We start from the raw sequence: 20,113 nt of genomic DNA, 5'->3' as shown, positions 1-20,113 counted from the left end.
TCAGGCGGTCAGGTTGCGTAGCGCGGTCAGCTGCGCAACGCGACCTGCTGTGTTCTCGGCCAGTGGGGCAACGTTCAACGTGGTGACGCCGGCCTCGGCGAACGCTGCGACGCGTTCCTTGACGTAGCTTTCCGGACCGATCAGGTTGACGGCTCGCACCAGCTCGTCGGGAACGGCAGCGGCTGCCTCGTCCTTCTTGCCAGCCAGGTAGAGGTCCTGGATCTTCTCGGCCTCCGCTTCGTAGCCGTAGCGTTGCGCGAGATCGTTGTAGAAATTCTTGCCCTTGGCGCCCATGCCGCCGATGTACAGCGCGAGATGTGGCTTGACCCACGGCAGGTACTTCTCGGCGTCGTCTCCGATGGCGAGCGTCGGGCTCGCGAACACCTGCAGGTCGCCGAGCGATGGATCGCGCTTGGCCTTGCCCGCCGCGAGTGCGTCACCCCAGACCTGCTCGGCCTTCTCGGGGAAGTAGAAGATCGGCTGCCACCCCTCGGCGATCTCCGCGGTGAGCTCGACGTTCTTGGGGCCGAGTGCGGCGATGACGACCGGGATGCGTTCGCGTACAGGATGGTTGATGAGCTTGAGCGGCTTGCCGAGGCCGGTGCCCTTCTCGGCCGGTAGCGGAATCTGGTAGTACTTGCCCTGGTGTTCGACCTTCTCCCGACGCCACACCTGGCGGCAGATCTCGATCACCTCACGAGTGCGTGCAATCGGAGCGTCGTACTTGACGCCATGGAACCCCTCGACCACCTGCGGTCCCGATGCTCCGAGGCCCAGAACGAATCGGCCGTCGGACACGTAGTCCAGGCCGGCCGCGGTCATGGCCGTCAGCGACGGGGTGCGGGTGTAGATCTGGAAGATTCCCGACGCAATCTTGATCGTCGACGTCTTGGCCGCGAGAAAGCCGAGCTGGCTGACAGCGTCGAACGAATACGCCTCGGGGACGAAGATGATGTCGAGGCCGGCCTGCTCGAGCTGCGCGACTTCTGCAACCGTCTCGTTGAATCCGCCTGAATAGTTGAGCATGGTTCCGATGTGCATGGGACTCCTCGCAGGTGAGATCACATTTTCGTGGTCGTTCCGCAGGCGTGAATCCCGCGACCCGAGTTCTTGATCTCGGACGTTACCTGCAGTCCCAGGAACCGTTTCCCGCCGGGCTGCGTCGAACATGACAGGAGCGACTTTCGTTCCGACTGATTCGAGGTAGTTGGGGGAATGGCCGAGATGGAGATCGATGTCGTTCAGGTCGCGCAGGTGGCTAGAGGGTTCGAGCAGTCGGCCGACGCGATCGGTCGCATCGCGGCCCAGATCACGACGCTGACTTTCGGCACGGACAAGGCCGGGCGAAACTACGGCGACGTCGGCGCGCGGATCGCCGCTGGGTACGACGGGGTCGAGTCGAGTTTCCGTCAGTGGGGCGTGGCGAGCAAGGACAACACGGTCCGGTTGCGGGCAAGTGTCGCCTCGTACCAGGACACGGACGGTGCTGCAGCCCGGTCGATCGAGTATCCGGCGGGAGAACGATGAGCCCAACGGACCACAGCGTCGACGCCATCCTCGACGCCGGTGCGGTGGGACTCGTGTACTTCGAGAAGTATCTTCCCATTCTGCATCGAGTCACCTCCGGTTCATCCTGGACCTACCCGGGGTTGTGTGCACGGTACGACCAGCAACGCGGCCTCGATCTCGGGGCGCTCGAAGAGGACGCACGGCTCCTCACCGACAGTGTCGTGGCCGCACGAGCCGAGGTCGACCGGCACGATGGGTTGGCGACGACGCTCGCGTCGTCGTGGGTAGACGCCGCGGGTGAAGCGGCCCTTGCCGACGTTCGGTCCGACCGGACGATCGGCAGCCAGCGCGCCGAAGCGGCAAACCAGCTCTCGCTGGCCATGGCCGCAGCAGTCGACGGTATTGCCGACGCGATCGAGCGCAAGGCCACCGAGATCGGCCGATTCGACCCTTCGGGGCCTGAGGTGACCGGTTGGGGGCTGGTGGACGGAAAACCGCTCGATGTCGTCATGACCATCGATCTCCTCGCGACTCTCGATCCGGGCGAGTCCTTGGCCTGGGGTTCGGCACCGGCCTGGATCGCACATGTGTCGCCGTTCCTTCCTGCCGTCGTTGCGCCGATCCCCGCCGAGGTATCGAATGCTCTGCCGGCACCCTTGTCGCCCAACCCCGTCTCGCTGTCGCCCGAGGCGATGCTGATTCACGCCAAACGCGTATGCGACGAGTGGCTTCGAACCCTCTTCGCGCCGCTCGTGTCTGCGGCCTGTCAGCACCTGGTCGACATCTGCGAGTCGATCGACCGGGCGGTCCGCGACTATCTGTCGACGGTGGCAGCGGTCGCCGAAACGATCGACACTCGAGCATTCCCGACGGCTGATGCAGGCGAGGGAGCACCCGGTGTGGGTGGCGGTGGCGGGGTTGGCGGAGCTGACAACGGTGGCTCGCGGGCTCCATCGGTGGCGCCCGACGCCCTCGGGGTCGCACCGCAATCGACTACGTCCGGCGGAGGTGGATCGGAACCAGGGCAGCCGCAACTCGGTGGCACGCCGTCCGCGTCTGGAACGCCGCTGCCTTCCACGCCGCTGCCTTCCACGCCGCTGCCTTCCACGCCGCTGCCTTCCACACCGATGCCGGCCACGCCCGACCTCCCACCGACTCGGGAGTCTCTCCTACCGGCCATGAAGTCGATGTTCGGCGATCTGCCCAGCGGTGAGGACGTCATTGCCGCGATCGGGCGGACCGGACACGAAATGACCGAGCAGTTGAAAGCCGTGCTCGGAGAGGTGATCGGACGGCTGTGTGAGTCCGCCGACCCGGCCGGCCAACAGGAGGGACTACCGCAGACCGTCGACGACGGAGCCGGATTGTCCGAATCGAGGTCCGGTTCGGACACGTCGACACCTCCCCAGGCGCCACCTCCACCTGAAGCCACGCCACCTGCATCGCCTCCTCCCCCTGGTGGTCCGGCACCGATCGTCGACGGCAGTGCCGAACGCGGTCACGTCGAAGCGGCGTTCGATGGACACAGCGCACGAGTGTCCCTGGCCCACAACGGGATCATCGCCCTCGATCTCGGCAGCCCGAGCGGCGAGAACCGTCGTTTCGAACTGAGACCGGGGCCGTTCGGGGTTCCGGTCGTCGAGCAGGTCTTCGGACCGACGCACACCGGAACCGCCGCCGATGCAGCACCGGGAGTCCCCGAAGTACCTGCTGGGCCCGCTGAGGCCCCGGCGACATCCGAGGATGCTGTCCCTGGTGACGCTGCGGCTGTGGAGGACCTGGTGCTTGCAGAGGATGCCCCGATTGCTCCGTCCGAGCCCGAACCACAACCCGAGAATGCGCCGGATATGTCGGGGGCGCAGCTCACCGAGGCCGGACCGCTGTGAGTGGACCCGATCGGTCGTGGGCCGACCTTATGGACCGGATCGGCAGTGACTGTCGAGACTCGATTGCTGCAGCAGGAAGGCGCTACGACGAGGCGGTTCGGGCCACACTTGCCCCGAAAGGGAGGGCATCCGCATCCGATGAGCCCACAGACGAGGCCGAGCATGAACCTCTCTCGTACCTGATGCCGGCCAACCTGGACACGAGAATGCGTCGAGGCTCGGCGGCGGAACCCCCGGACGATCCCGAGCCGACGAGTTGGCTGGTCTGACCCTCGGTCAGCGGCCGATCACGGCGCGGACAGCGGAGATCGGGCTCGGCTTCGGCTGATCCTCGATCGGAGCGTGTGGATCCACGACCTTGGTGTTCTTCAACTCCGCCGATCCGGCCAGACCCTCGTAGTCCCTGTCACCGGTGAGATGGAACAGCAGAAAGGCGGTGAGGAGGATCCGCGTCGTCCGGGCCGTCGCCCTCTCGGTGCCGCCGACACCCAACGGGCTCAGCAGTCGGCGCCCCTCCACGATCCCGTCGGAGGTGCCTTTTGCCAACCGGCGGAACGTCGACGGTCCACCCAACGCTCCGGCGAGCGCGAGAGTGTTGTCGTTGAGTGAGTCGGTCAACGCGGGGTCGCCGAGAACGAGGCCAGGTATCGACAGCGTGTGCGCCGCCTCTTCGGCGCTGGGCGACGACGGTGCTGGATACAGTGCGGCGACCGCCTTCACGTCGGTCCGGGCGGCGGCGGCCAACACGGCGACGCTCGCTCCCATCCCGTGCCCGGCTACTGCAAGTTTGTCGGGGTGGACACTGATATCGCCCGTTCCGAGGCGAACGCCGGTGACGATATCGAGCGTTGTGGCCAAATCGGCCGCAAGACCACGGTGTGACGCGAGTGGCCCGCGTTCGGTGTCTGGCGCTGCGGCGACGATGCCCCACGATGCCAGATGCTTCAGCGTGTTCTCGTACCGTTCGGCGCCGAGTAGCCAACCGTGGCCGAAGGCAACGGCGGGCAGGTTGTAGCCGCTAGCAGGCGTGAACACGATGCCGGGCTGGCCGGCCAGCGCAAGGTTGCCGCGTAGCACCTTGTGCGGTCCACGTTTGCCGAGAAGAGCTGCGAGCTTCTTTGGTGTCGCCACAGTCGCAACGCTATCGGATCGAGTGCGTGCGAGGCAGGTATGGGGGCGCCCGAGGGGCGGGTACCCTCAATCACCATGTGCGGAATCGTGGGATACGTCGGTCACCGCCCAGCTCTGGGTGTAGTGATCGAGGCGCTTCGGCGAATGGAATACAGGGGCTACGACTCCGCGGGCATTGCGATTCTCGACGGATCCGGTAGTACTGCCGTCGAGCGCAAGGCGGGTCGTCTGGCCAACCTGGAAGCCGAACTCGACGAGGTCGGCGCCGACAAGTTCGCGGGCACCGCTGGCATGGGTCACACCCGCTGGGCGACGCACGGCCGACCGACGGATCGCAACGCGCACCCGCATCGCGACGCGTCGGGTTCGGTGGCGGTGGTCCACAACGGCATCATCGAGAACTTCGGTCCACTGCGGGCGGAGCTCGAAGCCGAGGGCATCGAGTTCTCCAGCGACACCGACACCGAGGTGGCTGTCCACCTGGTGTCCCGCGCCTACGACTCCGGCGAGACCAAGGGCGACTTCGTCGCGAGCGCGAAAGCAGTCCTGAGGCGACTCGAAGGCGCCTTCACTTTGGTGTTCACTCACTCCGATCACGCCGACACCATCGTCGCGGCACGTCGATCGACGCCGCTCGTGGTCGGAGTCGGCGACGGTGAGATGTTCCTCGGTTCGGACGTCGCGGCGTTCATCGAGCACACCCGCGAGGCCGTCGAGCTCGGCCAGGATCAGGTGGTCGTCATTACCTCGGGCGGCTACGAAATCACGGACTTCGACGGCAACGAGGCGTCGGGCCGCCCGTTCCACATCGACTGGGACCTCGCGGCGGCCGAAAAGGGCGGCTTCGACTACTTCATGCTCAAGGAGATCCAGGAGCAGCCGACAGCCATCGCCGACACGCTCCTCGGCCACTTCGAGAACCGTCGGATCGTGTTGGACGAACAGCGACTCTCGGATCAGGAACTGCGGGACGTCGACAAGATCTTCGTCGTAGCGTGCGGCAGTTCGTACCACTCCGGGCTGCTCGCGAAGTATGCGATCGAGCACTGGACGCGTCTTCCAGTCGAGGTCGAACTGGCCAGCGAATTCCGGTACCGCGATCCGGTTCTCGATCGGTCGACCCTCGTCGTTGCCATCTCGCAATCCGGCGAAACTGCGGACACGCTGGAAGCAGTGCGACACGCCAAAGAGCAGAACGCGAAGGTGCTCGCTGTCTGCAACACCAACGGTTCGCAGATTCCTCGCGAGGCCGACGCAGTGTTGTACACGCGGACCGGCCCGGAGATCGGCGTCGCGTCGACCAAGGCATTCCTGGCGCAGGTGACTGCAAACTACCTGGTCGGTCTGGCGCTGGCGCAGGCTCGTGGCACCAAGTATCCCGACGAGGTCGCACGCGAGTTCGCAGATCTGGAAGCGATGCCGAAACTGGTTCAGCGCGTGCTCGATTCAGTGGAGCCGGTGCGTGAACTCGCACGAGAGCTCGCGACCTCGCCGACGATTCTCTTTCTCGGTCGCCACGTCGGCTATCCCGTGGCTCTCGAAGGTGCGCTCAAGCTCAAAGAACTCGCCTACATGCATGCCGAGGGCTTCGCGGCCGGCGAGCTCAAGCATGGTCCGATCGCGTTGATCGAGGACGGCCTGCCGGTCATCGTCGTGATGCCGTCGCCGAAGGGCCGTGCGGTGCTGCATTCGAAGCTGCTCAGCAACATTCGCGAGATCCAGGCGCGCGGGGCGCGGACCGTGGTCATCGCTGAAGAAGGCGACGAAACGGTGCGGCCGTTCGCCGACCACCTGATCGAGATCCCGGCGGCCCCGACCCTGCTGCAGCCGCTGCTCTCCACGGTCCCGCTACAGGTCTTCGCCGCCGAAGTTGCTCAGACCCGGGGCTATGACGTCGACAAGCCGAGAAACCTGGCGAAGTCGGTCACGGTCGAGTAGCGGCTCCGCCGCAGTGCCTCTGGGCGGCTCCGCGGCAGTGCCTCTGGGCGGCTCCGCGGCAGTGCCTCTGGGCGGCTCCGCCGCAGTGCCTCTGGGCAGCTCCGCGGCAGTGGCACGGTTAAGTGCACTGGGGGACACTCAATCGCGCCACTGGAGCGGAGCGACCTGGTTCGACTGGTTCGACGGGAGCGGAGGAGGACAGCGTTGAGGAGTTACTACACCCCCGATCAGGTCCGCGAGGCCGAGCGACCCCTGCTCGAGTCGTTGCCCGCCGGAGTGCTGATGCGCAGGGCTGCGCACGGATTGGCCACGGTGGTGGCTGCCGAGCTGCTCCATCGAACCGGCGGCGTCTTCGGCCGTGAGGTGTGCGTGCTCGTCGGTTCCGGCGACAACGGCGGCGACGGTCTATGGGCGGGAGCGCTTCTGCGACGGAGAGGTGCGGCCGTGACCGCCGTGCTCCTGAATCCGGAACGAGCTCATCGCGATGGCCTCGCTGCGTTCCGACGCTCGGGCGGCCGGGTGGTTGCTGCACCAGGAGCGCCGGACATCGTGATCGATGCGATCGTCGGGATCTCCGGTCAGGGTGCTCTTCGCCCTGACGCGGCGGCACTGGTGGCGGGGATCAGCGCTCCGATCGTTGCCGCCGACATTCCCAGTGGCGTCGACTCCGTCACCGGCGCGGTGGTCGGGGCGGCTGTGCGTGCACAGGTCACCGTTGCATTCGGCGCCCGCAAGCCCGCACACGTTCTTGCTGCACCGTACTGCGGCAGAGTCGAATTCGTCGACATCGGTCTCTCGCTCGGGGATCCGTTCTTCGAGTCGCTGTCCCCGTTCGACGTCGGCTCGGTATGGCCGATCCCCATGGCGGAAGACGACAAGTACTCACAGGGTGTGGTGGGTGTTCTCGCAGGAAGCGACCGGTATCCGGGAGCTGCGCTGCTCTGCACCGGTGCGGCGGTCGCTGCGACGTCCGGCATGGTCCGTTACGTCGGGAGTGCCGCCACGGAAGTCGTCTCGCACTACCCGGAGGTCGTGGCTGCGAGGGATCTCGACGCGGCCGGGCGTGTGCAGGCCTGGGTCGTCGGTCCCGGATTCGGAACGGGGGAGGATTCGAGGTCGCGGCTGATGCACGTACTCGGCTCCGACCTTCCGGTCGTCGTCGACGCCGACGCACTGACGATTCTCGCCTCCTCGCCGGAATCGATTCGGGGGCGAACAGCTCCGACGTTGCTGACGCCCCATGCGGGCGAGTTCGAACGACTGGCCGGCTCTGCTCCGGGTCCGGATCGTGTGCGATCGGTCCGCGCCCTCGCGTCGGAGTGGGGGGTCGCCGTGTTGCTGAAGGGTCGCGCAACGGTGATCGCGGACAGAGGCGGCCGAGTGCTGGTGAGCGACGCCGGTGGCTCGGCTGCATCTACGGCTGGCTCCGGCGACGTGCTGTCCGGGTTGCTCGGGGCGCTCGTTGCCTCGGGGTTGGACCTGTTGACTGCCGCTGCGTGTGGAACTCGTGTCCATTCGCTCGCGGCCGCCACTGCCGCGTACGGATCCGGTGGCGAGCTGGCAGCTCCTATCTCTGCAGGTCCACTGCTCGCGGCGGTCCCGGAAGCAATCAGAATCGTGCGTTCGGGTGCGGTCTGAGCACTTCCCGCGATCGCGATGGGTTCCCGCGAGTGCACTTGGCATCGCGGCAACAGAATCGGTACGCGGGAGCAGTGGTCAGGGCGGTTATTCCGATGCCGAATGCACCTTTCGCGGTTGCGGGTGGCACTATCGATTGCTGTGGAGAACGCAAGGGTTGCTGCGATGAGCGGCCCCGACACCGGTGCCGGCTCGACGGCAACGATCGACCTCGGCGCAATCGCCCACAATGTGCGAGTACTGCGAGAACACGCGGGGGATGCCGCAACCATGGTCGTGGTGAAAGCGGACGCGTACAACCACGGTGCCCTCGCAGTCGCGCGCACCGCTCTCGCAGCGGGCGCGACCGAGCTGGGAGTGACGACGGTCGGTGAGGCCATCGCGCTGCGACAGGCCGGGATCACGGCTCCGATCCTGTCGTGGCTACACCGATCGGACGCCGACTTCGCACCGGCGATCACCGAGGGAATCGAGATCGGTGTTTCCTCGAGGGCCCAGTTGGCCGCGGTGGCAGCGGCCGCAGTGCGTACGCACCGTACTGCCATCGTCACGCTGAAGATCGATACGGGTCTGAACCGCAACGGCGTCGCGTCCGACGAGTTCGGGGATGTCCTTGCACTTCTCGGTCGCACGATCGCCGACGAGTCGGTGCGGTTGCGCGCAGTGTTCTCCCACTTGGCGTGTGCCGATGTCCCCGACCATCCCGCGAACGACCGACAAGCGAAGGTTCTGCAGGACGCCGTCGCGGCCGCAGCGTCGGCCGGGGTGCGTCCGGAGATCGTGCATCTCGCGAACTCGGCGGCCGCTCTGACCAGGCCTGATCTTCGTTTCGACATGATTCGACCCGGAATTGCCGCGTATGGCCTGTCGCCGGTTCCCGAGCTGGGGCAGTTCGGTCTGAAGCCCGCGATGACGGTGTCTGCCTCCGTGGCACTCGTCAAGCGCGTATCTGCAGGTCAGAGCGTGTCGTACGGGCACACGTGGACGACGCCCCGCGACACTGTCCTCGGGTTGATTCCGATGGGGTACGCCGACGGCGTGACTCGGAGTTTGAGCGGTCGCTTCGATGTCTCCATCGGCGGACGCAGATTCCCATCCGTCGGACGGGTCTGCATGGATCAGTTCGTGGTCGACCTCGGTCCCGACGGCGGCGGTGTCAAGCAAGGTGATACCGCGGTGCTGTTCGGATCAGGTGCGGACGGCGAGCCGCTCGCCCAGGAATGGGCGGATACGCTCGACACGATTCACTACGAGGTCGTCACCGGAATCGGTGGGCGCACGCGCCGCAAGTACAGCCCTGCTGTCGAGCACCCGGTCGGCACGGTACTGCAGACACCCGAGGAGACCTCGACGTGAACCTGATGGGCAGCCTGGGAATTTTGAACAGCGTCGGAATTGCTCTCCGCGAGACCGTCCTTCGTTCGAACAAAGATCCGTTGGCGACGGAGAATCTCGAGCTCATGGACGCCGACCGCGGGTCCATCGTGGTCGCGGACGACGGAGTGCCGCTCGCGGTTCGGGAGGTCGGGCCGTCGGACGCTCCGGTGACGGCGATCTTCGTCCACGGCTACTGCCTCCGCATGTCCTCCTGGCACTTTCAGCGCCAAGCACTGGAGCAGGAGTGGGGGTCGAAGGTCCGGATGGTGTTCTACGACCAACGTGGACATGGCCGGTCTGGAACGCCCTCCCCGGAGAGCTGCACGATCCAGCAGCTCGGACTCGATCTCGATGCCGTCATCCGAAGTGTCACACCGCGAGGTCACCTGATCCTGATCGGGCATTCGATGGGTGGGATGACGATTCTGTCGATGACGCGGCAGAAGCCAGAACTGGTGCGTGATCGGGTAATCGGCGTCGCACTCATTTCCACGACGGCCGCAGGACTAGCAGAAACCGGGCTCGGACGCAGCCTCGACAATCCAGTCGTCGACGCGTTCAGGCTGGCGGTACGGACGTCACCCGGGGTGGTACAGCTCGGCCGCGGCGCCGCCAAGAAGTTGATCTCTCCGGTGCTGCGAGCAGCGTCGTACGGCACCCGGGTGAGCCCGAGGCTGGTGGACTTCTCGCAGCAGATGATCGATGACACCTCGGTCATCACCATCGTGAACTTCCTGAAGACTCTCGAATTGCACGACGAGAGCGATGCTCTGGTCGACCTGGCTCGAATCCCGGTGGCGGTGGTCTGCGGCGACGACGACTGGATCATCCCCTTCGACAGTTCCGTCGCTCTCGCCGACGCCCTTCCTGAGGCCGAGATGGTGCGCATCCGCCAAGCGGGACATCTGGTGCAGCTCGAATTTCCGGACAAGGTCAATGCAGCACTCACGCGGCTGGGTACGCGAGCACTCCAGCTGCGGACGAAGAAGCGATCGGGCCGGAGGGGCGTTGTCTGACGAGGAGGACATCTTCGTCGACGGACGAGAGGTTGTGTTGTCGACGGTGGACGACACCGAGCACTTCGGTTTCCGGCTGGCGCACTCCCTGCAGGCAGGCGATCTGGTGATTCTCGACGGCCCGCTCGGTGCGGGGAAGACCGCGATGACCAGGGGCATCGCAGCAGGTCTTGGCGTTGTCGGGCGCGTCAGCTCGCCGACGTTCGTCATCGCGCGCGAACATCGACCTGGTGTACGCCCGGGCGGGAAACCTCCGGTGACGCTCATCCACGTCGACGCGTACCGGTTGGGTATGACGGGTCAGTCCGCGCTGGACGAACTCGACGCCCTCGACCTCGACTCCGATCTCGTGGACGCGGTCGTGGTGGTCGAGTGGGGCGAAGGTTTGGTCGAGAAATTGGTGGACAGTCACGTGTCGGTGCGCATTCGTCGTGATGTGGAGACCGACGAACGATATGTGCGCGTCCGTCGTGTCTCGGGGACGGCCCGCTGAGCACGAAGAGCCGTGTGGAATGGGTACTTCACTCGCGGGTACTCTGAGCTACCGTGCTCGTTCTCGCCGTCGATACCTCCACGCCCTCCGTGACCGCAGGAGTGGTTCGTTTCGACGATGGTGCGGTGGAGACTCTCGCGGCGCGTATCGTCGTCGACGCTCGGTTGCACGCCGAGGTTCTCACTCCCAACATCCTCGAGTGCTTGGCCGAGGCCGATCTGGCCCCGGCCGATCTAGACGCAGTCGTCGTCGGTGTCGGGCCTGGACCGTTCACCGGCTTGCGTGTCGGAATGGCCACCGCGGCTGCTTTCGGTGATGCACTGGGTCTCCCGGTACATGGGGTGTGCAGCCTCGACGCCATTGCCGCCCAGCTGACATCCGAGTCCGAACTGCTCGTCGTCACCGATGCGCGCCGTCGTGAGGTGTACTCGGCGCGGTACCGAGACGGCACCCGAATCGCCGGTCCGGACGTGGGTGCAGCGGATCTCGTCGATGTCGGCAAGGCGACCGCAGTAGCTGGATCTTCTGCGCATGCCTCGCTGTTCGAACTCGAAGCCCGAGAGGTGATCTCACCGTCACCGGAGGGCCTAGTCCTGGCCGCCGGAGATGCGCTCGCGTCCGGTGTGGAGCCGGAGCCGTTGGTCCCGCTGTATCTGCGCCGACCCGATGCCAAGACCATCGCCGAACGTGAAGCGGCGAAGCAGGTCACGAAGTGACGCTGCAGATCACGCCGATGGTCGCTGCGGATGCCGCGAGGTGCGCAGAGCTGGAGGCCGTGTTGTTTCCCGGCGACGGTCCGTGGACCGAACGCGCATTTCTGTCCGAACTTGCTGCGCCGCACATTCATTACTTCGCCGCCAGGGAAGATGGCGTGTTTCTCGGCTATGCCGGAATCGCCTTGCTCGGGCGAGGTGAAACCGCCGAATCCGAGGTGCACACCATCGGTGTCGATCCGGCCGCGCATCGTCGTGGAATCGGTGGCAAACTGCTCGACGCGCTTCTGGTCGAAGCCGATCGTCACGGCGGGTCTGTGTTTCTCGAAGTGCGTACCGACAACACCCCGGCCATCGAGTTGTACACGCGCGAGGGCTTCGTCGTTGTCGGTACCCGCCGCAACTACTACCAGCCAAGCGGCGCAGATGCTTTCACGATGCAGCGACCGAGCAGAAGGGCGAGTGCACCGGCATGATCGTCATGGGTATCGAGAGTTCGTGCGATGAGACCGGTGTGGGCATCGTCCGCTGGCGAGATTCGGGTGTGTGTGAACTGCTTGCCGACGAGGTCGCGTCGAGCGTCGACGAGCATGCCAGATACGGCGGTGTGGTTCCCGAGGTCGCATCCCGTGCACACCTCGAAGCAATAGTTCCGACGATGAGGCGGGCACTCGCCGCCGCTGACATCGATCGGCCCGACGCGGTCGCCGTCACCATCGGGCCGGGCCTTGCGGGTGCTCTGCTGGTGGGGGTCGCCGCGGCGAAAGCCTACGCAGCTGCCTGGGGAGTGCCGTTCTACGCGGTCAATCATCTCGGTGGGCATGTCGCCGTCGACACTCTCGAGCACGGGCCGATGCCGCCGTGTGTGGCGCTGCTCGTCTCCGGTGGTCATACGCACCTTCTGCATGTCGACGATCTCGGCGCCCCGATCGTCGAGTTGGGCACCACCGTCGACGACGCTGCGGGTGAAGCGTTCGACAAGGTGGCTCGGTTGCTCGGCCTCGGCTACCCGGGTGGGCCGGCTCTCGATGATGCTGCGCGCAAGGGAGATCCGAATGCGATCGCGTTCCCCCGCGGGATGACGGGTCCTCGTGACGCGCGCTACGACTTTTCGTTCTCGGGCGTCAAGACGGCAGTGGCGCGCTTCGTCGAGGCGAGAACGCGTGCCGGCGATGCCATTCCGGTCGCAGACATCGCCGCGTCGTTCCAGGAATCGGTCGCCGATGTGCTGACGATGAAGGCACTTCGGGCCGCCGCGGACATGGATGTGGATACTGTGGTTCTGGGCGGCGGAGCGACCGCGAATTCCAGAATCCGTTCGATGATCGAATCACGTTGCACCACAGCGGGTGTGACGCTTCGTATTCCGAAGCCGAGGCTGTGCACCGACAATGGGGTCATGATTGCGACTCTCGGGGCGCACTTGATCTCGGCTGGGGCGAGCGCGTCGGATCTCCGAGTTGCGACGGATCCCGGGCTGCCGGTCTCCACCAGCATTCTTCCCGGGCGTTCGTAGGCTCAGCCCTCGGGCGGAGCAGCGATGTCCGTCGACTCTGTCCTGGGTGCTTCCTCGAGTTCACCGGTGCCCGTCGGTGGTGGTGTCCACACTGTCGCCGGTGGCGACAGCGGCGGTGACGACGGTGTGGCTCCTACCTGAGTGGTGCGCACGCCCCCCGACGACGTCGGCTGCGCTGACGTTTCGGTCGACTCCTCCGGAGTCGTGGACGGTGTGTCCGGGGTCGGCTCCGGCGATGTTGTCGATTCACCAGGGCTACCGGTCGGCGACAGCTCGGTCGAACCGTCCGGGGGAGTGGAGATGGGGTCGGTCGTGGTGGGAAGCGTGGTCATGGGGATCGGTGTGGTGGTATCGGCCGCAGGTGTCGTCCCCCGCGGCTGGGCAGGCCACGGAATGACCGGCAGGTCGGGTGCTGGGTGCAGCGACGGTGTAGCCGAAGGCCTTTCAGTGGCCGATGCCGGTTCAGTCGACCTCGTCGAACTGGCGGTCTGCCCTGACGTGGTGCTGGTGCCGGCCGTGATGTCGGGGTCCAGCGCTGTGCCATCGGCGGCGGGCCGATCGAGGACCTGCTCGGCAGTCGGGGCGGCGGAACCGGCCGGCGACACCGACGGTCCGTCACTCGGGACAAGGGTTTGCACCACGTATGCGACAACGATTCCGCCGACCACCAATGCACCGACGAACGCCCCGGTGAATCGGCCGATCGATCGAGCATTGCTTCCCGCACCGTGGCCGACGGTGGGGTACCGGCCCGGACTCGAGTTCAGTGCGAGCAGTGCAGATCCCTTGGCCAGAACGGTGTCGGGTTCGGTCGGGATCACGACGGGCAGGGCAAGTGCGGACCCGAATGCGGTGCCGACGATCGGGATGTTGGCGCCGCCGCCGATGAGCACGACTGCCTCCGGCGTCGACGTGCTCAGTCCTGCACTGCGTTCGGTGAAGTGCACGGTATTCATCACATACGGGCGAACCGCCAGGTCGAATGCGGCACGGTCCAGCGTCGACCCATCCACGGCATCACCGACGTGGGCGGCGTCGTGCGTGGACAGGTGTTCCTTGACTGCTCGGTACCGCGCGGACCCGATTCCGCGATCGTCACGCAGATCGTCGCGCACCGGGGTGTCGACCGCAGCACTGCCGTGTACGAGGTCCTTCACCAGTCGATTGACGACGTCGCCGCTGAAGTGCTTGGTGCGATCCTCGGCGAGGAGTTCGCCGGATTGGGCGTCGACGACCGACGCGGTCGTTCCCGTCGCCCCGACGTCGATGATCGTGACGGTCCGATAGCGCGCGATCAGGCCGGAATCGTCGAGGAATGCGTACGCTGCCGCGGACTCGGGGACAAGCAATGCTGCCCACCGGGTATGTGACAGGGCCGAGCGTATCGACGAGGCTTGTTCCTGCGTTCGGTATGACACCGCGATCACATCGGGTACGAGCCGCTCGTCGGCGTGCGCGCCGACGCCTGCGGGGGTGGGCGCCAGCGAGGCCATCAGTTCGATGGCGGATGCGACCAGGTCGCCTAGGTCGGTATTGACTTCGCAGTCCGCGGACACAGTCCGATACTCGACGGTCCGCGAACCGTCGGCTTCCTCGACGACGAGGGCAGCGCACACGACCTCGGTTCCGGTGGACACACCGATTGCGATCCTCATGCCACCTCCCCCTGCTGTGCGTCGAGCCGTTGTGTTGTCTTCGCAACGACTCGTCCGTCGCAGCCGACTCCGTCAGAGGGCGCATGCCGCTGACGAGCTCGAAATTTCCGGCGCTGGTCTCGACCGGCGTGATTGGGCGTTACCCATCACTATTGCTTCTCGTTATCGTAACGTTACAGAACGGTTTGCCCGAATGTGAAACGCCGCACCCGATGAGGGCCTATGACTTAGGACGCATCGTGCTCGAACTACTTCAGGCGAAAGTGGACGAATGGCGACTGGTGGGTCTTATGCGACGCTGGACGACGAGACCCGACGCGCCCTGCTGATTCGAGCATCGGTTCGGCCACTTGCCACGACCGTGGTTCTGACTGCGCTGTACTTCGTTGTTCCGATGACCAATGTGGCAGACCTCGGGTCCGTTGTCTTCCTGCTGTCGGTGCTGGTTGTGGTCGTGGTCGTGTGTGTCTGGCAGCTGGCCAAGGTAATTCGCGCCGATTACCCGGCAGTTCAAGCCGTCGAGGCTCTCGCCGCCGTCGTACCGATCTATCTGATCGGGTTCTCCAGCGCCTACTACCTGATAGCAGCGTCGTCCGCGCAGAATTTCAACGAGCCGATCTCTCGAATGGGAAGCTTGTATTTCACGCTGTCGGTGTTTTCCACCGTCGGATTCGGCGACATCACCGCATCCACGGACTTCGCGCGAGCCGTCGTGTCGGTGCAGATGGTCGGAAATCTGGTGATCATCGCTTTCGGTGGTCGTCTACTTCTCGCAGCCGTGCGGCGCGGACAAGCGAGGAAGCAGGTAGGCGGGACGAAATAGGTGTGCTCTACCTCGGCAACCCGAAAGATGGGGGTTTTCGCTGCAGGCGTAACGAGTCGACGGCATCTGGCGAACCCAGCCCTTGAGTGCTGGCACTCGCGTGTATAGAGTGCTAGTCAGCGCTGAGTGAAGTCCCGGAACCCGCGACGACGGGATCGAGCACAGTGCAGTGAACATGAAGTACCAACACAGCAGTCCGGGGATCCGACCCCGGACGCGTACCCCATAACAATGGAGGGCTCAACGTGGCGAGCGTGAAAATCAAGCCGCTCGAGGACAAGATCCTCGTCCAGGCCAACGAGGCCGAGACGACGACCGCCTCCGGTCTGGTCATCCCCGACACAGCCAAGGAGAAGCCTCAGGAGGGCACCGTCGTCGCTGTTGGCGAAGGCCGTGTCACCGAAAAGGGCAACCGGATCCCGGTCGACGTCAAAGAAGGCGACACCGTCATCTACAGCAAGTACGGCGGCACCGAGATCAAGTACGCCGGCGAGGAGTACCTGATCCTCTCGGCACGCGACGTGCTGGCAGTCATCGCCAAGTAAGCAACACGCAGGTCCGCCCCGGAGCCCGACACACTCGGTCCCGGGGCGGACTGCGTTTCGATCGAGTCCCGAACTCGAAGGAGTAGCCCCAGAAGATGTCCAAGCAAATCGAATTCAACGAGAACGCACGCCGCGCTCTCGAGCGTGGCGTCGACAAGCTCGCCGACGCCGTCAAGGTGACGCTCGGGCCCCGCGGCAGGCACGTCGTGCTGGCCAAGGCATTCGGCGGCCCGACGGTCACCAACGACGGTGTTTCCATCGCGCGTGAGATCGACCTGGAAGATCCGTTCGAGAATCTCGGCGCTCAGCTCGTCAAGAGCGTAGCCACCAAGACGAACGATGTTGCCGGAGACGGCACGACCACGGCGACCGTCCTGGCGCAGGCACTCGTGCGCGGCGGCCTGAAGAATATCGCCGCGGGCGCCAACCCGATCGCGCTCGGTTCGGGAATCGCCAAGGCAGCCGACAAGGTCGCCGAAGCGCTCCTGGCTGCGGCAACACCGGTCGAGGGCAAGGAAGCGATCGCACAGGTTGCGACGGTGTCCTCACGCGATCCGGAGATCGGTCAACTCGTCGGCGAGGCACTTACTCGTGTCGGTGCCGACGGAGTCGTCACGGTCGAGGAGTCCTCCGGCCTCAGCACCGAGCTGACGGTCACCGAGGGCGTGCAGTTCGACAAGGGATACTTGTCGCCGTACTTCGTGACCGATCTCGATGCGCAGCAGGCGGTGCTCGAAGACGCATACATCTTGCTCCACCGCGACAAGATCACCTCGCTGCCCGACTTCTTGCCGTTGCTCGAGAAGGTCGCCGAGAGCGGCAAGCCCCTTCTCATCATCGCCGAGGACACCGAGGGCGAAGTTCTCTCCACCCTCGTCGTGAACTCGATTCGCAAGACCATCAAGGCAGTCGCTGTGAAGGCTCCGTTCTTCGGTGACCGTCGTAAGGCGTTCCTCGACGACCTGGCAGTCGTGACGGCCGGTCAGGTCATCACCGCAGACGTCGGTCTGAGCCTCAAGGAGGCCGGACTCGATCTCCTCGGGCAAGCGCGTCGCGTCGTCGTCACCAAGGACGAGACGACCATCGTCGACGGTGCCGGCACCCAGGTCGATATCGATGCCCGCGTCGGCCAACTGCGCCGCGAGATCGAGAACACCGATTCGGAATGGGATCGCGAGAAGCTCGAAGAGCGTCTGGCGAAGTTGTCCGGCGGAGTTGCGGTCATCAAGGTCGGTGCTGCAACGGAGACCGAGTTGAAGGAACGCAAGTTCCGCGTCGACGATGCGGTCAACGCGGCCAAGGCTGCCGTCGAAGAGGGCATCGTCCCCGGCGGCGGTTCCGCGCTGACGCAGGCAGGACTGTCACTTGCGGACAATCTGGGCCTGACGGGCGACGAGGCGACCGGTGTCGCCGTGGTACGCGCCGCGCTCAACGCTCCGTTGTTCTGGATTGCCACCAATGCAGGCCTGGACGGATCGGTCGTCGTCAGCAAGGTCGCCGAGTTGGCCAAGGGGCACGGCTTCAATGCCGCAACCCTCACCTACGGTGATCTGCTCGCCGACGGCGTCGTAGATCCGGTCAAGGTCACGCGTTCGGCCGTCGTCAATGCCGCATCTGTTGCGCGCATGATCCTGACGACCGAAAGTGCGATCGTCGAGAAGCCGGTGGACGCCGAAGAGCCCACGGGCGGACACGGTCACAGCCACTGAGCTTCACGCTCCACGAGATAAGAGACGGGCCCCTTCCGATCTACGGAAGGGGCCCGTCTCCTGTTCGGCCCACGCTGTTGTGTTCGGTCCAGGCTGTCGGCCGACGTCAGACCGCGATTCGTCGTCGATTGTGGCGCGCGTGCATCTCACGCTCGGTTTCGGACATGCCACCCCAGATTCCGTACGGCTCCGAGACGCTGAGGGCATGTGTCCTGCACTGTGCCAGCACCGGGCAACTGCGGCACATCTCTTTCGCGCGCATCTCACGCTGGGCACGCGCACGGCCGCGTTCGCCATCGGGGTGGAAGAACATCGACGAGTCGACGCCACGGCACAGGCCGTGCATCTGCCAGTCCCAGATATCGGCATTGGGCCCAGGGAGGTGGTTCGGCTGTGGCATGAGGGCTCCTAGGGTGTGTGCTCGCCGTGAACGTGTGCGGCGACGCGTGAAGAAGACGCCTGACAGTGTGAATGTGTGCTTCGCTCGGCGGTGAGGTCGAACTTGTGGTGAACTCGTTCCGAAGGACCGGTCAGAACTTCGCTGGGACTTCGGGTACGACGCCAACGTTATTCGCGGCGATGAAATCGCGTCAATAGTTCCTCACCGTGTGCATTTGCATAGGCAGAACTCGAGAAGTTAACGCGGCCGACATTTACAACAGCACATTCCCGTGCGACGCATTCTTGGAGATGAAATCTCCGACCCGTGCCACTATTGCTGCGTGGGGCCTCGGACTGGAAGCGCGATCGGTCTGTCTCGCGTGGAACGTCGCCTCGCGGCGTGGCGGCGCGAGTGCGACTGTTGGCCTCGGAGCTGCTTTGTTTCTGCTGCTCGAGCTGCTGAACTTGATGGTGTCGCGCTGCGGGACGCGGGAGACCGGCAGCGGCAACATATCGACCTCACACAGATTCGGTGGGTGCCTTCGAGTGCTCGGTGACGGCCGCGGTTCCGTCGTATGAACGCATCGTGCTCTGCTCGGTGGGCTACTCCGATAGGCGGCGCAATGTTTCCGCTTAACCTGTCGGCTACAGAATCGTCAGAAACTACTCACCGAGCGTCCATGAAAATATATGTTAATTCCATGAAACAAATCGTATGAACGAATGACATTGAATGGCGAACCAAGTCAATGTCCGATTCTCTGCGGGTGAAAAGAGCGAGAATCCAGCGGCGACCGACCTGAAAGTGCTCGCCGGAAGGGCCAGAACCTCTCCGTCGTACCGTTGGTGGGTGCTACTGGATGAGGATGCAGCCGTGTTGCCCGCCGGCGAGGACGGCTTTCGCGCCGCCGCGTGGGGTGACGATCCTGGCCGATGGCCGCTGCCGGCGGCGACCGATCCGCTCGACAGGTGGCATCGTGCGGTGGCGCTCGGCGGACAGGGGAGGTACAGCGCCGCGTGCGCCGAACTCGACGAGGCCGAGCGCACTCTCGTCGTGGAAGCAGGGTTGCGGTCGCTCATGGCCTCGACGAGGGCATCATGGTTCAGGCAGATGGGCGCGCACGTCCGGGCGGCGAGATACGACGGAGCCGCGATCGCCCTCGTCGGACTCGCCACGACGCGCGTAGGCCCGTTCATCACCCATGCCAGGTGTGACGCGTTGACCGGACTGGCGGCGGATGCCCTCGGCGTCGGGCGGTTCTCGGCCGCAGACGCGCTGTTGACTCGATGCGAAGAGCTGGTGATGCGCCAAGGTCGTCAGGGGTCGCTGTGGCGACAGCAACTACGGCTGCGGTGGGTACGAGCGGAACTTGCCATGGTCTCGGGCGATGGAGCCGGGGCGGTACGACACGCACTCGACGCGCGCGAACTCGCCACCGAGACCGATTCGTTACGACACATCACGAAAACCGAATTGATAGTCGCCGCGGCTGTCAGTTCGCTGGGAGATATCGAGCGCAGTCGTCACATTGCGCACAGCGTGCTCGACGCCTGCTCGGAACACGGGCTCGTGCCGTTGCGATGGGCTGCGGCCATGCTGACGACGGGTTTGGGAGACGCCCCGGCGTCGCCGTCGATCATCGCCGAGTGCGCTGCCCTACTCCATCAGCGTGGCGGTGTACTCGCTGATGGATAAGACCACGGACCGAGTGGTTCGATTACGCGGATCCAAGGTCGCTATCCTTACTAGGTTCCACCTGCTGGTGGAAACGCTTGTCGAACT

The 20,113-nt window shown here is 65.1% G+C and carries 19 protein-coding genes; 15 read left to right on the top strand and 4 right to left on the bottom strand.

All coding sequences use genetic code 11. The features are described 5' to 3' along the window. A complete protein-coding gene (locus ACODSO_RS13140) occupies nucleotides 1–1,041 on the bottom strand; it encodes an LLM class F420-dependent oxidoreductase (protein ID WP_489037305.1) in 1,041 nt (346 codons plus the stop codon). A gap of 174 nt (nucleotides 1,042–1,215) precedes the next feature. On the opposite strand from ACODSO_RS13140, the gene ACODSO_RS13135 reads away from it, so the two are divergent. After that, on the top strand, nucleotides 1,216–1,527 hold the full coding sequence (locus ACODSO_RS13135; protein WP_489037304.1) for a hypothetical protein: 312 nt from the start codon (nucleotides 1,216–1,218) through the stop codon (nucleotides 1,525–1,527). Beyond that, on the top strand, nucleotides 1,524–3,395 hold the full coding sequence (locus tag ACODSO_RS13130) for a hypothetical protein (RefSeq protein WP_489037303.1): 1,872 nt from the start codon (nucleotides 1,524–1,526) through the stop codon (nucleotides 3,393–3,395). The genes ACODSO_RS13135 and ACODSO_RS13130 overlap by 4 nt, the downstream gene beginning before the upstream one ends. A 276-nt stretch (nucleotides 3,396–3,671) precedes the next feature. On the opposite strand, the gene ACODSO_RS13125 is transcribed toward ACODSO_RS13130, so the two are convergent. Next, nucleotides 3,672–4,526, bottom strand: coding sequence for a dienelactone hydrolase family protein (locus ACODSO_RS13125; protein WP_489037302.1), 855 nt, complete (start codon nucleotides 4,524–4,526; stop codon nucleotides 3,672–3,674). Between the two features lie 75 nt (nucleotides 4,527–4,601). Between ACODSO_RS13125 and glmS the strand changes: the two genes are divergently transcribed. From glmS to tsaD, 8 genes are all read left to right on the top strand, one after another. After that, a complete protein-coding gene (gene glmS / locus ACODSO_RS13120; RefSeq protein ID WP_489037301.1) occupies nucleotides 4,602–6,464 on the top strand; it encodes a glutamine--fructose-6-phosphate transaminase (isomerizing) in 1,863 nt (620 codons plus the stop codon). Between the two features lie 204 nt (nucleotides 6,465–6,668). Further along, nucleotides 6,669–8,102 (top strand): NAD(P)H-hydrate dehydratase, encoded by a 1,434-nt coding sequence (locus tag ACODSO_RS13115; RefSeq protein WP_489037300.1) that lies wholly within the window; start codon nucleotides 6,669–6,671, stop codon nucleotides 8,100–8,102. Between the two features lie 165 nt (nucleotides 8,103–8,267). Next, complete coding sequence (gene alr / locus ACODSO_RS13110) at nucleotides 8,268–9,458, top strand: alanine racemase (RefSeq protein WP_489037299.1); 1,191 nt, start codon at nucleotides 8,268–8,270, stop codon at nucleotides 9,456–9,458. A gap of 5 nt (nucleotides 9,459–9,463) precedes the next feature. After that, nucleotides 9,464–10,495, top strand: coding sequence for an alpha/beta fold hydrolase (locus tag ACODSO_RS13105; RefSeq protein ID WP_489037326.1), 1,032 nt, complete (start codon nucleotides 9,464–9,466; stop codon nucleotides 10,493–10,495). After that, nucleotides 10,488–10,988, top strand: a complete 501-nt coding sequence (gene tsaE, locus ACODSO_RS13100) for a tRNA (adenosine(37)-N6)-threonylcarbamoyltransferase complex ATPase subunit type 1 TsaE (RefSeq protein ID WP_489037298.1) — start codon at nucleotides 10,488–10,490, stop codon at nucleotides 10,986–10,988. Before ACODSO_RS13105 ends, tsaE begins: the two co-directional genes overlap by 8 nt. A 53-nt stretch (nucleotides 10,989–11,041) precedes the next feature. Further along, the gene (tsaB, locus tag ACODSO_RS13095; protein ID WP_068380421.1) at nucleotides 11,042–11,704 is read left to right on the top strand and encodes a tRNA (adenosine(37)-N6)-threonylcarbamoyltransferase complex dimerization subunit type 1 TsaB; all 663 of its coding nucleotides are present in this window, start codon (nucleotides 11,042–11,044) and stop codon (nucleotides 11,702–11,704) included. Continuing rightward, a complete protein-coding gene (gene rimI / locus ACODSO_RS13090) occupies nucleotides 11,701–12,177 on the top strand; it encodes a ribosomal protein S18-alanine N-acetyltransferase (protein ID WP_489037297.1) in 477 nt (158 codons plus the stop codon). The genes tsaB and rimI overlap by 4 nt, the downstream gene beginning before the upstream one ends. Further along, the gene (gene tsaD, locus ACODSO_RS13085) at nucleotides 12,174–13,217 is read left to right on the top strand and encodes a tRNA (adenosine(37)-N6)-threonylcarbamoyltransferase complex transferase subunit TsaD (RefSeq protein WP_489037296.1); all 1,044 of its coding nucleotides are present in this window, start codon (nucleotides 12,174–12,176) and stop codon (nucleotides 13,215–13,217) included. The genes rimI and tsaD overlap by 4 nt, the downstream gene beginning before the upstream one ends. Before the next feature lie 2 nt (nucleotides 13,218–13,219). On the opposite strand, the gene ACODSO_RS13080 is transcribed toward tsaD, so the two are convergent. Continuing rightward, nucleotides 13,220–14,872 carry a DUF7159 family protein gene (locus ACODSO_RS13080; RefSeq protein ID WP_489037295.1) on the bottom strand — a complete coding sequence of 551 codons (1,653 nt, stop codon included), beginning with the start codon at nucleotides 14,870–14,872 and terminating at the stop codon, nucleotides 13,220–13,222. A 271-nt stretch (nucleotides 14,873–15,143) separates the two neighbouring features. On the opposite strand from ACODSO_RS13080, the gene ACODSO_RS13075 reads away from it, so the two are divergent. From ACODSO_RS13075 to groL, 3 genes are all read left to right on the top strand, one after another. After that, complete coding sequence (locus tag ACODSO_RS13075) at nucleotides 15,144–15,695, top strand: potassium channel family protein (protein WP_489037294.1); 552 nt, start codon at nucleotides 15,144–15,146, stop codon at nucleotides 15,693–15,695. Nucleotides 15,696–15,940: 245 nt separating this feature from the next. Next, nucleotides 15,941–16,240 carry a co-chaperone GroES gene (gene groES, locus ACODSO_RS13070; RefSeq protein WP_008718149.1) on the top strand — a complete coding sequence of 100 codons (300 nt, stop codon included), beginning with the start codon at nucleotides 15,941–15,943 and terminating at the stop codon, nucleotides 16,238–16,240. Nucleotides 16,241–16,335: 95 nt separating this feature from the next. Continuing rightward, on the top strand, nucleotides 16,336–17,949 hold the full coding sequence (groL, locus tag ACODSO_RS13065; RefSeq protein WP_489037293.1) for a chaperonin GroEL: 1,614 nt from the start codon (nucleotides 16,336–16,338) through the stop codon (nucleotides 17,947–17,949). A gap of 106 nt (nucleotides 17,950–18,055) precedes the next feature. Here groL and ACODSO_RS13060 read toward each other — a convergent pair whose 3' ends face one another. Next, entirely contained in the window at nucleotides 18,056–18,349 is a 294-nt protein-coding gene (locus tag ACODSO_RS13060; RefSeq protein WP_082898115.1) for a WhiB family transcriptional regulator, read from the bottom strand. 290 nt (nucleotides 18,350–18,639) lie between these two features. Here ACODSO_RS13060 and ACODSO_RS13055 point away from each other — a divergent pair, with 290 nt between their 5' ends. Further along, on the top strand, nucleotides 18,640–18,909 hold the full coding sequence (locus ACODSO_RS13055) for a hypothetical protein (RefSeq protein WP_489037292.1): 270 nt from the start codon (nucleotides 18,640–18,642) through the stop codon (nucleotides 18,907–18,909). Between the two features lie 154 nt (nucleotides 18,910–19,063). Further along, entirely contained in the window at nucleotides 19,064–20,026 is a 963-nt protein-coding gene (locus ACODSO_RS13050) for a hypothetical protein (RefSeq protein ID WP_489037291.1), read from the top strand. Nucleotides 20,027–20,113 lie beyond the last annotated feature (87 nt).

The organism is Rhodococcus sp. FG69 (assembly GCF_057808915.1).
The sequence above is the reverse complement of the archived record's forward strand: the minus strand, read 5'-3'. Positions and strand labels throughout refer to the sequence as shown.